General features: G+C 50.4%; 13 protein-coding genes. 10 read left to right on the top strand and 3 right to left on the bottom strand.

What is annotated here, in order from left to right; translation table 11 throughout:
* Positions 1-14: 14 nt before the first annotated feature.
* Positions 15-446 carry an RDD family protein gene (locus EP25_RS0110095; RefSeq protein WP_051906545.1) on the bottom strand — a complete coding sequence of 144 codons (432 nt, stop codon included), beginning with the start codon at positions 444-446 and terminating at the stop codon, positions 15-17.
* Between the two features lie 43 nt (positions 447-489).
* On the bottom strand, positions 490-669 hold the full coding sequence (locus EP25_RS0110090) for a hypothetical protein (protein WP_031433760.1): 180 nt from the start codon (positions 667-669) through the stop codon (positions 490-492).
* A gap of 419 nt (positions 670-1,088) precedes the next feature.
* Between EP25_RS0110090 and pcnB the strand changes: the two genes are divergently transcribed.
* The 6 genes from pcnB (at position 1,089) to panD (ending at position 6,943) form a co-directional block, all read left to right on the top strand.
* On the top strand, positions 1,089-2,471 hold the full coding sequence (pcnB, locus tag EP25_RS0110085; RefSeq protein WP_407661372.1) for a polynucleotide adenylyltransferase PcnB: 1,383 nt from the start codon (positions 1,089-1,091) through the stop codon (positions 2,469-2,471).
* Positions 2,464-2,970, top strand: a complete 507-nt coding sequence (folK, locus tag EP25_RS0110080; RefSeq protein ID WP_031433758.1) for a 2-amino-4-hydroxy-6-hydroxymethyldihydropteridine diphosphokinase — start codon at positions 2,464-2,466, stop codon at positions 2,968-2,970. The genes pcnB and folK overlap by 8 nt, the downstream gene beginning before the upstream one ends.
* On the top strand, positions 2,967-3,782 hold the full coding sequence (gene panB, locus EP25_RS0110075) for a 3-methyl-2-oxobutanoate hydroxymethyltransferase (protein ID WP_031433757.1): 816 nt from the start codon (positions 2,967-2,969) through the stop codon (positions 3,780-3,782). Before folK ends, panB begins: the two co-directional genes overlap by 4 nt.
* Complete coding sequence (gene panC, locus EP25_RS0110070; protein ID WP_031433756.1) at positions 3,783-4,625, top strand: pantoate--beta-alanine ligase; 843 nt, start codon at positions 3,783-3,785, stop codon at positions 4,623-4,625. It begins immediately after the preceding gene.
* A gap of 8 nt (positions 4,626-4,633) precedes the next feature.
* Positions 4,634-6,463: a mechanosensitive ion channel domain-containing protein gene (locus EP25_RS22455; RefSeq protein WP_051906543.1), complete on the top strand. Its 1,830-nt coding sequence runs from the start codon at positions 4,634-4,636 to the stop codon at positions 6,461-6,463.
* Between the two features lie 99 nt (positions 6,464-6,562).
* Positions 6,563-6,943, top strand: coding sequence for an aspartate 1-decarboxylase (panD, locus tag EP25_RS0110060; protein ID WP_031433754.1), 381 nt, complete (start codon positions 6,563-6,565; stop codon positions 6,941-6,943).
* 184 nt (positions 6,944-7,127) lie between these two features.
* On the opposite strand, the gene fliW is transcribed toward panD, so the two are convergent.
* Entirely contained in the window at positions 7,128-7,580 is a 453-nt protein-coding gene (fliW, locus tag EP25_RS0110055) for a flagellar assembly protein FliW (protein ID WP_031433753.1), read from the bottom strand.
* A 278-nt stretch (positions 7,581-7,858) separates the two neighbouring features.
* Between fliW and rlmH the strand changes: the two genes are divergently transcribed.
* Genes rlmH through EP25_RS0110035 form a run of 4 tightly spaced genes read left to right on the top strand, consistent with a single transcriptional unit; the run spans position 7,859 to position 14,169 of the window.
* On the top strand, positions 7,859-8,326 hold the full coding sequence (rlmH, locus tag EP25_RS0110050; protein WP_031433752.1) for a 23S rRNA (pseudouridine(1915)-N(3))-methyltransferase RlmH: 468 nt from the start codon (positions 7,859-7,861) through the stop codon (positions 8,324-8,326).
* Positions 8,327-8,328: 2 nt separating this feature from the next.
* Positions 8,329-8,907, top strand: coding sequence for a Maf family protein (locus tag EP25_RS0110045; RefSeq protein ID WP_031433751.1), 579 nt, complete (start codon positions 8,329-8,331; stop codon positions 8,905-8,907).
* Complete coding sequence (gene rng, locus EP25_RS0110040; protein ID WP_031433750.1) at positions 8,900-10,354, top strand: ribonuclease G; 1,455 nt, start codon at positions 8,900-8,902, stop codon at positions 10,352-10,354. Before EP25_RS0110045 ends, rng begins: the two co-directional genes overlap by 8 nt.
* A 14-nt stretch (positions 10,355-10,368) precedes the next feature.
* Positions 10,369-14,169: a YhdP family protein gene (locus EP25_RS0110035; protein WP_031433749.1), complete on the top strand. Its 3,801-nt coding sequence runs from the start codon at positions 10,369-10,371 to the stop codon at positions 14,167-14,169.
* Positions 14,170-14,202 lie beyond the last annotated feature (33 nt).

Here is a 14,202-nt window from a genome sequence, read left to right as displayed (position 1 = left end):
CGAGGCGCGTCCATTCATGGGTCGCGCCTTGGTTCGTTTCTCTCGACAAATATGAGTATCGTTCCCGAAAGACGGTCGTGCCAGGCTAGTTTTTTTTTATCGACCAGAATCCAGAGAAATCCCATGCCTAAAAACAACCAGGAAATGCATGCGCCGGCGAAACGCAGCAAGGCGTGTTTCCAGGTCAATGGCCGATGAGTGTTGGTCACTAATTTTAGTTTCCAGCTGCGCAGCCCTAGCGTCTGGCCGCCATGCGTCCAGAACCAGCCGTAAAACAAAAAACCAACGATCAACAGATAAGCTGGATAATAGGCTTGTCCGGAGGTAAAAGCTTGGCCGGAATTTAGCGGTAGGACTAAAGCCGTGGCAAAAAACAATACGGCTAATAATAGGAGTGAATCGTAAAGAACGGCTACCATGCGACGCCAAAAGCCCGGCGCCGCCATGTCGGTCTGGCCGGGATTTTTCGTCGATCGAGAGTTTCGCAATTTAGTTTTTAAACAGCGCCAGCTTTTGTCCGAGATACATGCTGATCGCGACCAGAGCGCCCAGCATCAGGAACGAAAAAATAAAAGGGGGTTTATGGAATAACAGGATAACCAAGTCAACAACAAAGATGCTGGTCAATAAAGGGTGGTCAATCAAACTGTCGATAATCTTTTTTAACATAAGTTTCCCCGGGGGCTAAACGCTTAAAAACAGGCATACGGCTTAGGTGTTCGCGTACCTTGCAGTCGGCCGTATCAATGCAGCCATAGTTGCTGGCGGTATTAAAACAGATCGTCGAATTTTACTATATAAAAAAGTGCAATGTAAAAGAAAGCTGCTGATTGAGCGTCAATCCGTGGGAATGCTATTATATGCAAATGGTCGTGCCGAGTGTTGTTTTTCTATATGAATAAAGATATTCGAACCGGTAGCATCGATGGGTTTACCGGCTAATAGCTAACGAAAGCAAACGGCGGTAGCTGTGCTTGGGCGTAATGCGAATAGATGGAGCGACCGGGTTTGAATTAATATTAGTGAAACAAAACAATGATTTCGCATCGTTATTGGAAATCGAGCGGATAATTGTGCGGACAAAGGGAATAACAGCCATTTTAAACTTTTTCAAAAAAATTCTGGGCGCTGCCTCCCAAACACAGCAGAAAAAGACCTCGCGTGTCGGTAAGATCTATTCGCGCTCGGAACATAATATTTCCCGCTCTCAAATCAGTGAAAATGCCCTGAAGGTGTTGTATCGCCTGAAAAAGGCAGGCTTCGACGCTTATTTGGTCGGTGGTTGCGTACGGGACTTGTTGCTGGGTAGAGAGCCGAAGGATTTCGATGTCGCGACCAATGCCAGCCCCGAACAGGTAAAACGAACTTTTCGTAATTGTCGCTTAATCGGGCGACGATTTCGCTTGGCGCATATCTATTTCGGTCAAGAAATCATCGAGGTAGCGACTTTTCGTGGCGGTGAAGCGGAAGAAGACAGCGGGCAACAGGTGGTACACGAGGATGGGCGCTTGTTACGAGACAATGTTTTCGGAACTATCGAGCAGGATGCCTGGCGACGCGATTTTACGGTGAATTCGCTGTATTACAATATCCGTGATTTTTCCGTGGTCGATTATACGGGCGGCATGGAAGACCATGCCAAGGCAGTGTTGAAACTGATTGGTGACCCCGTCACCCGGTATCGCGAGGACCCGGTCAGAATGTTGCGGGCGGTACGTTTTGCCGTCAAATTGGGTTTTTCCATAGATCCAGAGACTGAAAAACCGATTTATGAGTTGACCGAATTATTACGAGGTATCCCCGCTGCGCGGCTGTTTGACGAAACGCTGAAGTTGTTCATGTCCGGATACGGGCTGCAAACATTCGAGATGTTGAGGCATTACAACTTGTTTGCTGTATTGTTTCCCGATTCAGACAAGTGCCTGGAAACCGAGGACCACGATTTTCCACGTGTGTTTTTGGTAAAAGCTTTGCAAAATTCGGATAATCGTGTCGCTGAGGGCAAAACGGTGATGCCTTATTTTTTATTCGCGGCATTTCTCTGGGAGCCGTTGCAACTTGAAGCGAAAAGGTTGATGGATAGCGGGGAGAATGAGGCTTTTGCCTATCAACATGCCGCTAGCGGGATACTAAACCGGCAAGTCAAGGTTACCGCGATACCTAAGCGAGTCACGCAGTCGATGAGGGAAGTATGGCTGTTGCAATCGCGTTTCACTAAGCGCAGCGGTGTCAGGCCTTATCGTTTGTTATCCCACCCGCGTTTTCGGGCGGCCTATGATTTTCTATTGCTCAGGGCACAGGCCGGTGATGTGGATGCGGAATTGGCCGATTGGTGGAGCCGTTTTCAACAGGTCGACGAAGCCGAGCAGAAAAAAATGACCCGTCCGGCAAAAAACAGTCGCCACAAAGGAAGAAGTCGGCGTAGCGGAAAATTTCGCAGTAAAAAAACCAAGTCGAATACGCATGAGTAATCCGGAGCCAATGGCGGATGTCGCTTATATCGGTCTGGGAAGCAATCTGGCCGAGCCGGCAGAGCAAATAGATTCCGCCCGCCAGGAAATCAAGGCTCTGGATCGGGTCGAAGAAATCGCATTTTCCAGTATGTATCGCAGCCCGCCCATGGGCCCGCAGGATCAACCCGATTATATCAATGCGGTGATGGCGGTGCGCACGAGCTTGACTCCCATCGAGCTGCTCAGGCAATTACAGGCAATAGAAAATCATCACGGCCGGGTCAGGGGAAAGCGCTGGGGCGCCAGAACCCTGGATTTGGATTTGCTGCTGTATGGTAAACGGCAAATCTCCGAAGCCGACCTGGTGGTGCCGCACCCCGGCATCTCGGAGCGGGCCTTCGTTCTTTATCCATTGCAGGAAATAGCCGAAGCGGATTTGTTGATTCCCGGATATGGGGTCTTGAAGGAATTGGTAAGACAATGTCCCTTGGCCGGCTTGCATAAAATAAAATCATGACGCTCTATACTACCCCGAATTTGAATAAAGCGTTGTCGGTGGTCGATTTGGCCGAGATGAAGCGGGCCGGAGAAAAGATTTGCTGTCTGACCGCCTATGACGCCAGTTTTGGCGCCTTGCTGGATCGGACCGGTATCGACCTGATTTTGGTTGGCGATTCCTTGGGGATGGTGGTCCAAGGACAAGAGAGCACCGTGCCTGTGTCGGTCGAAGACATGGTGTATCATTGTCGTTGTGTCACTCGGGCGCGAAAAAGAGCTTTCGTGGTGGCGGATTTGCCCTTTATGAGTTATGCCACTGTCGAAATGGCGGCGCAAAATGCGGCCCGCTTGCTACAGGCGGGGGGCGCACAAATGGTAAAATTAGAAGGCGCTCATATCGAGATCATCCGTTTCTTGGTCGAACAAGGCGTGCCGATTTGCGGTCATTTGGGTTTGTTGCCGCAATTCATCAATCAATTGGGCGGCTATCGGGTGCAAGGCAAGCAACCGCAAGTGGCCGAGCAAATGTTGGCGGATGCGCATAAGGTCGAGCAGGCGGGTGCCAGTTTGTTGGTGCTCGAATGCGTGCCGGCGACGTTGGCGGCAAGAATCGCCAGGGAATTGACGATTCCGGTGATCGGGATTGGCGCCGGCGCCGACTGCGATGGGCAGGTCTTGGTGCTGTACGATATTTTGAATATCGATGTCGGCAGAAAACCGCGTTTTTTCAAAAATTTCATGACGGGCGTTGGCAGTATCGAAGAGGCCGTCAGGCAATACCGGCACCAAGTCAAGGCCGGCATGTACCCCGCTCCCGAACACTGTTATTAAATGCAAACTGTAACGCGAATTGAGCAATTAAGAGCGATTATTCGGCAATGGCGGCGGCAAGGGCAAAGTATTGCGTTGGTGCCAACCATGGGTAACCTGCATGCCGGCCATATCGCGTTGGTCAATGCCGCCCGCCGGCGCGCCGGCAAGGTAGTGGTCAGTGTTTTTGTCAATCCGACCCAGTTTGGCGAGGGGGAGGATTTCGAGGCTTACCCTCGTACCGAACAAGAGGATGTCGAAAAATTGCAATTGGCACGGACAGACTTGTTGTTTTTGCCAACGGTGGCGGAAATTTATCCGCAGCCTGCCTTGGTCAATGTTGCGGTAAGCGGGTTATCTGAGCGCTACTGCGGGGCGAGCCGGCCTGGGCATTTCGACGGTGTTGCAACAATTGTGTGCAAACTGTTCAATATGGTGCAGCCGGACTTGGCTTTTTTTGGGCAAAAAGATTTTCAACAACTCGCTATCATCCGGCGAATGGTAGCCGATCTTGATTTTCCAATCCAAATCTGTGCCGTACCGACCGTGCGCGAGGCGGACGGTTTGGCGATGAGTTCCCGTAACGGTTATTTGACGGCTGAACAAAGAGCGCTTGCGCCTCGGCTTTATCAAAATTTGTGTCAAATCCGCGATGCTATTCTGGCTGGGCAGACAGATTATCGCGAGTTGGCCGACCAACATTTACGGCAATTAAGCGCGGCCGGATTTCAACCCGATTATCTGGCGGTCTGCCGGCCTTCCGATCTTCTTGAGGCGACGCCCGCCGACCGGGAGTTGGTCATTCTGCTGGCGGCCAGGTTGGGCCGGGCCCGCTTAATCGATAATCTTTCTTTCACGCGATAATCCTACTGATGTTGTTACGCCTATTATTGTTGTTTTCGTTCGTGCTTTGTTCTTCCGCCATTGCCAAGGCGGATTCGAGTCAGCAACAGATATTGGCGGCGGTTGACAAGCTGGAGGCTCTGAATGAGCACCTGATTCAGGAGCGGGACGAAGAGGTCATCAGCGCGTTGCTGGAGCAGCAGGCTGACCAATTAGAGCGTTTGCTGCGGCAATTGCGGACAACCACGCTGGCGCGTTTGCCCTCCGCTATCGATGTGAAAAGACAAAACCTGCTGGAATCGCGCATGGCGATCAACCAGGAGCGAGGCAACAAAATTGCGGTATTGCGGGATATGGCGGAATTGGAAACGGCTAAGACGCGCCAGGCCGTTCGCTCTTATTTGGAATTTCTCATTCAGGCTTCCGCGAACTATGTCGGGATCGATGAAATCGTCGCCGCTTCGCAGCGGTTGTTGGAAAAAAGTAGGCAACGTGCCGAAACCTTGAAATTGCCTGCAGTTCCGGTAGAGGGGCAGATATTTGCGGCATTCGAACACAATCAGCAGCAGTTTACGCTGGTCAATACGACGTTTCAGGACATATTGAAATATGTCGTCAACAATCCCCGCCAGATCGCATCCACGCACTGGTTTCAGGAATTCTCGCTGTTATCGATCATTTCCTATATCAACCATTTCGATGTCTTGCGGGGAATCAATCATAAATTGATTCCGTTTAAGATCGACGTAGGTGGCGTAAGCGTATCTCTTGCCATCATTTTATTGGTCTATTTCAGCTATCCTTTTTTGTTCAAATTCACCAGTTCCTTCATCAAAAAATATGTCATCGATGAGGAAGTGGATCTTCAGACCCAGATTTATCATGAGATCAGAAAGCCGGCACGTGCCTTGCTTATATTTTTTGGAATAGATTTGGCGACCTATGCGTTTTTTTACAAAACCGATTACAGGCCGTCGATCGAGAATATTACGTTCGTCATTTACAGCCTGATCATTGTCTGGTTGATGTTCAAGATTCTCGATACCGTGGTGCTGGTGCAGGTGCGCAAGATCAGTCAAAACAATACCGAGCTGCGGAAAGAATTGATCAACCTGGGCGTGCAAACAGGCAAAGTATTGATATTGGTCGTTGTCTTGGCGATCGGTTTGAATCATTTCGGCATCAGCATCACCGCCATCATGTCAACCTTGGGGATCGGCGGCTTGGCCTTCGCCTTGGCGGCGAAGGACACATTGTCGAACTTGTTCGGCGGCATTACGATTTTATTCGATAATGTTTTTCGCATGGGCGATTGGGTGAAGATAGGCGATGTCGAGGGGACTGTTGCCGAAATAGGCTTGCGCAGTACGACCATCAGAACCTTCGATAATGCCTTGATCACGATTCCCAATGCCCAAGTGTCGGTTTCCAGCGTCATGAACTGGAACCGAAGGGTTGTAGGGCGGCGTATAAAAATGCATATCGCCGTGACTTATGAAAGCAATATGGATGATATTCGCAACGCATTGAATGACTTGCGGGAAATGTTGAAGAGTCATCCCGGCATCGCCAATCCAAAACAGAAGCTCGCCTCCGGACATCGTCATTTTAAATTGTCTTCACTGGAAGATGTGAAAGGGATTAAAGCGACCCAGTTGGTTTTCATGGACCGATATAATGACTCGTCGATCGATATTTTGATATATTGTTTTTCCAAGACGGTCAATTGGGCGGAATGGTTGGCGGTCAAGGAAGATGTAATGTTTAAAATTGCCGAGATATTGCGGAAAAATCATCTGGAATTCGCCTATCCAACGCAGGTCAGGATTCATCGAGCCGAGATGAAAGCACCTGCCTAATAAAGAGGCCGGTCTTCATGTGGATTGGTTTTTTTCGGTTTGATCATAGGCGTAATTTCAGGCAGAATACTGGGTTCTCTAAAATTCGAGATTATTGATATGCAAATTACCATGCTTAAAGCCAAGTTGCATCGAGCCACCGTGACGCATTCCGAACTGGATTACGAAGGTTCTTGTGCGATTGACGGAAAGATTTTAGATTTTTCGGGCATCAGGGAGTACGAGCAGATTCAGATATACAATATCAATAACGGCGAACGCTTTACTACCTATGCGATCCGCGCCGAAGAAGAGTCGGGTATTTTTTCCATCAATGGGGCTGCGGCCCGCCTGGCATGTCCGGGCGACTTGATTATTGTTTGTTCTTTTGCGCAATTGGACGAAAAAGAGTTGGCCAACTATAAGCCTACTTTGGTTTATTTCGACGAAAATAATAGAATCGCCCGCTCCAGTCACTCGATTCCGGTGCAAGCAGCCTAGCTAATTCCGGCAGAGTTGTTAACAAGCGCATTCATTATACAGCTCTTTTGGGTCGCCTTCCGGTCGGGCGCATTTGTTTCATAATGCGCCCGACCGATAATTTGTCTTGTTAGTGATATTTTTGCGGCAAATCGGACAAGTTTGCTGATCGTCCTGAATTTGCAAAACCGGAAAACGATTAATCTTACGATTCGGCAAGCTCTATTTCGCTGTTTTTTTCCGTCAGCGTAATACTTTGCTCCACATCCAGAAGCATCTTTTGCAGGCCAATGCGACTGCGGCTGTTGATTAGCAAGGGCGATCTGATCGATCCTTTTACGGTAGGGCGATCTTGGTTTTCGTCCTTGTGCAGCATTATCAGAATCAATAAATCCTCGTCGCTGTCCAGCGCCAGTAGTTTTTCTTCATCGTCATCAAGCGCGAAACTGTAGCTAATATGGAAATGACTGGGATGGGTGACCGAAAAGGTCAGGTCCTCATCATCCAGGGACTGTAGCCAAAATACGATATCGCTTCCTTCTTGATGAAATAACTTGAAGCGCTTTTGATCCTCGAAACCCGGGATGCCATTGGGAAAGTTAATGATGGTGTTTGGGTCTATTTGCTGCTCGCCCAGAAATCTTGATTTGATTTTCATTGTTGCTTAGTTGAAGCGATGGGTTCAATTAAGGCAGCCTCTAAAAATAACGTTATGCGAATTTGGCCATCCAACATTTTCAAAAACTTACAGACATTTAAATAGCCAAATTTTGAATTATTAGGGGGCTGCCTTAAATAAATAGCTGATTAAAATATAACATTAATTTGATCGTTTACAAGGCGTGCGCCAACATTTTGCGGCACGATACATCGCCTTTTTCAACGGGCGATTTCGTCCATTGCAACGCGGTCGGCTTCTGTGTATTCTGCATGCCCATGCAAATACAACTCATTTCTGTAGGAAACCGAATGCCCGGTTGGGTACAGCAAGGGTATAATGAATACGCCAAGCGATTGCCGCGCGATTGGGAATTAATGTTGAAGGAAATCGTACCAGGCAAACGCGGCAAAAACAGCGATATTGCCCGGATCGTCAGGGAAGAGGGCGAGCGTATGCTCGCCGCCGTTCCCGACAAGGCCCATATCGTTACCCTGGATATTCCCGGCAAAGCCTGGACTACGCCGCAATTGGCCGAAGCCATGCGGCGCTGGCAGGAAAACAGCTCTCCGGTCGCATTGATGGTGGGAGGGCCGGAGGGGCTGGCGCAGGCGGTCAAGGATCGGGCGCGCGAATCCTGGAGCCTGTCCAAGCTGACATTGCCCCATCCCCTGGTCAGGGTCGTGGTCGCCGAACAAATTTACCGAGCCTGGACTATTCTTAACCATCATCCCTATCACCGCTGATCATGACGAAACAGATCATATTGGCCTCGGCTTCGCCACGCCGTCGGGAATTGCTAGACCAAATCGGTGTTTCCTATCGTGTGCATGCGGTCGATATCGATGAAACCCCGAGGTTGAACGAATCGCCGCTCGCCTATGTCGAACGGGTTGCCGCCGAGAAATCGGCGATTTGTCGCGAGCGATTGCAAAGTGACCTGCCGGTGCTGGCGGCCGATACCGCCGTGGTGTTGAATGGCCGAATCATGGGTAAACCGCATGATTTCGAGCATGGTAGGGCGATGTTGGAGGCGTTGTCCGGCAAGACCCATCGGGTGTATTCGGCGATTTCGCTCAGAGGCAGGGGGCACGATCAGGCAGTCAGTATTACCGAAGTTAGTTTCAGAGAATTGGCTGCCGCTGAAATCGAAGCCTATTGGCGTACCGGGGAGTCGCGGGATAAAGCGGGCGCCTATGCCATTCAAGGGCATGGGGCGGTTTTTGTTCGCTCCATCACCGGCAGTTTCTCCGGCGTGGTAGGTTTGCCGTTATTCGAAACGGCCATGCTGCTGGAAAAGCAGGGAATCAATATATTAGATGAGTGAAGAAATATTAATCAATGTGACGCCGCCTGAAATACGCGTCGCCGTTATCGAGAACGGTGTATTACAGGAGCTCATTATCGAGCGTTTCCGGCAGAAAGGCCTGGTTGGTAATGTTTACAAAGGTGAAGTGTGCAGGGTACTGCCGGGCATGCAGGCGGCCTTTATCGATATCGGCCTTGAGCGTGCGGCTTTTTTGCATTTATCGGATCTGAGCGGCAAGGACCTGGAAAAAAAAGGTTCCGAGAATATCGAGCATTATCTGCGCGAAGGGCAGAAACTCATCGTCCAGGTGACCAAGGACCCGATCGGCAGCAAGGGTGCGCGCCTGACGACCGAAATTTCGATCCCTTCCCGCTATCAGGTATATATGCCCTATGCCGTCAATTCCGGGGTTTCCCAGCGTATCGATAGCGAAGCCGAACGAATCCGTTTACGAGCCTGTATCGAGGCTTTCAAGCAAAAACACGAGTGCGGCGGGTTTATTGCGCGTACGGCGGCCGAGTGTGTCGAGGAGGCCGTTTTGTTTTCCGATATGACCTTTCTGATGAAGCTGTGGGAAGCGATTGTGGAAAAAAGCCATAAGGCCGAAGCCAAGACCTTGATTCATGAAGACTTGCCGCTCAGTATTCGCACCCTGCGCGATCTTTATAAGGAAGGCATCGAAAAAGTCAGGGTCGATTCGCGCGAAACTTATCAGAAATTGTTGGAGTTCGCGCAAGTCTTTGTGCCGGAAATCGTTCCGGCCATAGAGCATTATTCCGGCGAGCGGCCGGTGTTCGATATCTATAATGTCGAGGATGAAATTACCAAGGCGCTTGACCGCAAGGTCAAGCTCAAATCCGGCGGCCATTTGGTGTTCGACCAAACCGAGGCAATGACGACCGTCGATGTCAATACCGGGGGTTATGTCGGCGGCAAGAACCTGGAAGAAACCATTTTCAAGACCAATCTGGAAGCGGCCCAAACGATTTCCCGCCAGCTGCGTTTGCGGAACCTGGGAGGGATCATCATTATCGATTTTATCGACATGCAGAGCGAGGAGCACAAAAGGCAAGTGTTGAACGCCCTGCAACGCAATCTCGATAAAGACCACGCCAAGACCAAGATCACGGAGGTTTCGGCGTTGGGCTTGGTCGAAATGACCCGCAAGCGTACCCGCGAAAGCCTCGAGCATATCCTCTGCGAACCCTGCAAGGCATGCGGGGGGCGTGGGGTATTGAAAACGGCGGAAACCATTTGCTTGGAAATATTTCGCGAAATTATTCGCGAAGTCAGGCAATACAATGTCCAGCAAATCCTGGTGCTGGCTTCCAATGAAGTGGTCGAGCGGTTGCTGGACGAGGAGGCCGACATGTTGGCCGAACTGGAGGTGTTCCTGGGGGTGTCAATCAAATTTAGGACCGAAACCGAATATAATCAGGAACAATACGACGTGGTGTTGTTATAGGTAAATAGAATTCTGTGATCCATCATTTCAAGCGGGCGACGCGGCTGCTGATATTCTGGCTGCTGGTCGCAAGTGCCGTAGGTATCAGCGGTGCGCGGATCTTTTTGGCGGGGATCGAAAACTATAAGGCCGGATTGGAAAATAAGTTCCGCGAACTGACCGGTATTCATTTGCACATAGGTTCGCTAAGCGCCGGTACGAGAGGACTCAATCCGGAAGTCATATTGCAGGATATCGATATTCTGTCGGTCGACGAGAAAGGTCTGCCCGCCGCGACCTTGACCGAAGTTCGCGTCGGCGTGGATGTCATGCAATTGCTTTTAAGCGGTGACCTGTTGTCCTCGAGTTGGTTGACGCTGGTCGGCGTAAAAGTGGCGGTCGTGCGCCATGAAGACGCTAGTCTTAGTATCGAAGGGCTTAACACCGACAGTAACGAACGGCCGTTATGGTTGGCCCAAACGGGTAAATACGAAATTTTGCAAAGCGAAATCAGTTGGCTGGACGAAAAACGCGCCGGCGAGAAGTGGGTCTTTCGCAACCTTGATTTAATGATCAAAAACCATAACAGCCATCATGAACTTCATTTAATCAGCGAATTGCCGGAGCAATTCGGCGAGTCATTGAAAATATCGGCGGCGCTGACCGGAGATATCCTGGCCGGCGGCAACCTTGGCGGCCGGCTGTATATCTCGGGACGCGACATCCATCTTGCCGAGTTGCCGGTAGACGTGTTGCCTTCCGGGATTGCTGTCGTCAGCGGCAGTGGCGACCTCGAATTGTGGTCTGATTGGTCGGACTCGAAACCTAATCGACTGAGCGCCGATATTCGTGTGAAGAACATCGCTTTCCGGCAGCAAAACGGCAAGACTTTGACTGTCGATAGCATGAGCGGATTGCTGGATTGGTCTTCGGTTGACGACGGCTGGCGTTTCGATGCCAGTAATTTGCAAGTGGCGGTTCCTCAGCGGAAATGGCCGGCCGCCGAATTTCATATTGAAGTTAAACAAGATAATGAGTTCTCAGCCTGGATTCCTCGGGTGGATCTGCGGGAACTAAGTGAATTGGGGACATTCTTTTTGTCGCCGGAGCAATCGGCCCGCTTGCCTAAAGACATTACCGTGGCCGGCGAGGTAAACGATATGGCCTTGTTTGTCAGCGGTGATCGGCACCGTTTTGCCGTCAATGGGACATTTAGCGATGTTGTTGCGACTTCTGCGGATGATATGCCGCAATTTTCTGGGCTGAGTGGCTATATTCATGGCTGTGACGAGGCTGGGGATCTGTCATTAGACAGCCGGGCGGGTAAGATCGTTTTTCCGGGATTGTTCCGTGAAGGAATAGCATTGGAACGGCTTGCCGGCCAGATCGAATGGCGACAAGACCCGGGCGGTTGGATCCTGTCTTCCCCCTATTTAATTGCCAATAATAACGATCTGGAAACCCAGTCCAGATTTACCCTTACCGTCCCCGAGGGTGAACAGCCGCTTATGTTAAATATGCATATGGCCTTCGCGGGACGTGGCGATGCTAGCCGGGCACCCGATTATTTTCCGGTCGGAATCATGGATGCCGACGTGGTCGACTGGTTGGACCATGCCTTTGTTGCCGGCCGTGTCGCCAACGGCGAAATGCTGTTATCGGGCAGGCTCAGCGAATTTCCCTTCGAATCCGGGCAAGGTAAATTCGAGGTGAAGTTCGATGTGGCGGACGCTACCCTCAATTATCATCCGGAATGGCCCTCATTGCAGCAACTCGATGCCGATGTGCACTTCTTTGGCGACAGTCTGCGTGTCAAGATAGGTCATGCCGAATCTAGCGGGGTTCGAGTGCAACAGGCGTTTGTCGACATACCGAAGCTGAGTGATGCCGATTATTTGATGGTGAATGGTGCATTGAGGGGGCGTATCGCCGATGGCTTGGGGTTCATACAACAAACTCCTCTGCATGCGACAGTTGATGGCGTTCTGCAAACGGCGGAAATAAAGGGAGCGACCGACGTCGATTTGGCGTTAAAAATTCCATTGACCGAGAACTTGCCGGAAACTGTGAATGGCACTGTCCATTTAAGACAGGCAGGCATGACGGTGAAACCCATTGCGTTACAGATCGATGAACTGACTGGCGATTTACGTTTTACCGAGCAGGGGCTTTTTTCTGAGCGACTCGATGGAAAGGCGCTGGGGTTTCCAATTCAAACTAATATCGCGACGGCGGACGGCATGACCCGCATCGAGATCGAAGGAAAAAGCGATATGCGGCATTTGCAAGAACAGTTTTCCTTTCTACGAAACGATAAAGCACGTGGGAAGCTTACTTATGTTGCGCAACTGGAAATACCCGTTGCCGAAGACGAAGCGCCGAATTTGCATATTCAAAGTGATCTGCGAGGCATGGCGTTGGATTTGCCCGAACCTCTGGGTAAATCGGACAAGCAAGCCAAAAAGCTGCAAATCGATATGACGATAGCGGAAAACGGCCGTTTGCCGGTGACGATCGCCTATGATAATGCGCTGAATTCGGCATTGCTGATAGACCGGGAGACAGAAACCCTCTATGCGGGGAATATTCTGTTCGGCCCCGGCCAGGCGAATTATCCCAATGAAGCCGGGTTGAAGCTAGTCATAAGTCAGCCTATCTTTGATGTGTCCGCCTGGTTCGACTCGCTGAGCGGGGGGGCTGGGGAGCAACGGTCTTACGGGTCAAGCCTGAATGAAATTTCTGTCAATATCGGGCAGCTGCGCTGGGAACAGCGTTTTTTAGGAAAATTACAATTGGACCTCAAGCGGATCGATCAACACTGGCAAGGAAATTTGACCAGTTTGCCGGCTCAGGGTGCCGTCAGCATACCCGTGAATTCGGCTGATGGCGATAAAACAACGTTGCACATGGCCTATTTGGATTTGAGTAAGCTGAGTGAGTTGGATTTGCCGGTAGCATGGCTGAGTAGCGAAAAGGTGCCATTAATCGAAATATTCAGTGAACATTTGCGTTGGCGAGGTGTCGATTTGGGCAAACTGGAACTGGAAACGGAAAGGCGGCAGCAAGGCGTGCATTTCAACAAAATCCGCCTGATCGGCCCCGACAGCCGCATCGATTTGACCGCCGATTGGTTCCGTTCCGGGGACGAGGACATGACTCAGTTCAAGGGCCGCCTGAATAGCGACGATTTCGGTAAATTGTTGGGCAAACTGGGCTATAACGATGATCTTTGGGGCACGGCAGCGGCCATCGATGTATCCGGCTATTGGCTTGCCGCGCCTTACCAATTTTCATTGGAGAACTTTTTTGGCGAATTCGAACTAATGCTGACGGACGGACGGATTTCCAGTATCGAACCGGGTTTCGGCCGTTTGTTGGGATTGATTGCGATGGAGCAATGGGTCAAACGCTTTTCCTTGGATTTTAGCGATATCTATCAGCAAGGTTTGGCTTTTAACCGCATCACCGGTAAATTCTTTATCAGGGAAGGTAAGGCCTATACCGATAATTTATTGATCGATGCGGTCGCGGCCCGAGTCAAGATATACGGCGTCGCCGATTTGCTAAAACATACCCTGAACCACAATGTGCTGGTGGTTCCTAAAAGTTCAGGCGCCGTGCCTATTGCTGGTACAATTGTGGGCGGTATCGCTTCGATAGTTACCCAAGTCTTTACCGATGATTACAAGGAGGGGTATTTCTTCGGTTCCGAATACAAAGTGACGGGAAGTTGGGATGACGCGCAAATTACTCCGTTGCACGATCGCGACGGATTGTTGAAAAAAACCTGGAGCGAATTGACCGATTTCCCCTGGCTGAAATCGGATGCCAAATAAATTCAATGCGCGCATGTGCTCGCAGCCCGGATA

The sequence above is a fragment of the Methylomarinum vadi genome (assembly GCF_000733935.1).
GTDB classification, from domain to species: Bacteria; Pseudomonadota; Gammaproteobacteria; order Methylococcales; family Methylomonadaceae; genus Methylomarinum; species Methylomarinum vadi.
The sequence above is the reverse complement of the archived record's forward strand: the minus strand, read 5'-3'. Positions and strand labels throughout refer to the sequence as shown.

Bases quoted from the DNA above. Each gene is read 5' to 3' on its own strand.
- EP25_RS0110095 (WP_051906545.1), bottom strand. From the start codon at position 446: ATGGCGGCGCCGGGCTTTTGGCGTCGCATGGTAGCCGTTCTTTACGAT.
- EP25_RS0110090 (WP_031433760.1), bottom strand. From the start codon at position 669: ATGTTAAAAAAGATTATCGACAGTTTGATTGACCACCCTTTATTGACC.
- folK (WP_031433758.1), top strand. From the start codon at position 2,464: ATGAGTAATCCGGAGCCAATGGCGGATGTCGCTTATATCGGTCTGGGA.
- panB (WP_031433757.1), top strand. From the start codon at position 2,967: ATGACGCTCTATACTACCCCGAATTTGAATAAAGCGTTGTCGGTGGTC.
- panC (WP_031433756.1), top strand. From the start codon at position 3,783: ATGCAAACTGTAACGCGAATTGAGCAATTAAGAGCGATTATTCGGCAA.
- EP25_RS22455 (WP_051906543.1), top strand. From the start codon at position 4,634: ATGTTGTTACGCCTATTATTGTTGTTTTCGTTCGTGCTTTGTTCTTCC.
- panD (WP_031433754.1), top strand. From the start codon at position 6,563: ATGCAAATTACCATGCTTAAAGCCAAGTTGCATCGAGCCACCGTGACG.
- fliW (WP_031433753.1), bottom strand. From the start codon at position 7,580: ATGAAAATCAAATCAAGATTTCTGGGCGAGCAGCAAATAGACCCAAAC.
- rlmH (WP_031433752.1), top strand. From the start codon at position 7,859: ATGCAAATACAACTCATTTCTGTAGGAAACCGAATGCCCGGTTGGGTA.
- EP25_RS0110045 (WP_031433751.1), top strand. From the start codon at position 8,329: ATGACGAAACAGATCATATTGGCCTCGGCTTCGCCACGCCGTCGGGAA.
- rng (WP_031433750.1), top strand. From the start codon at position 8,900: ATGAGTGAAGAAATATTAATCAATGTGACGCCGCCTGAAATACGCGTC.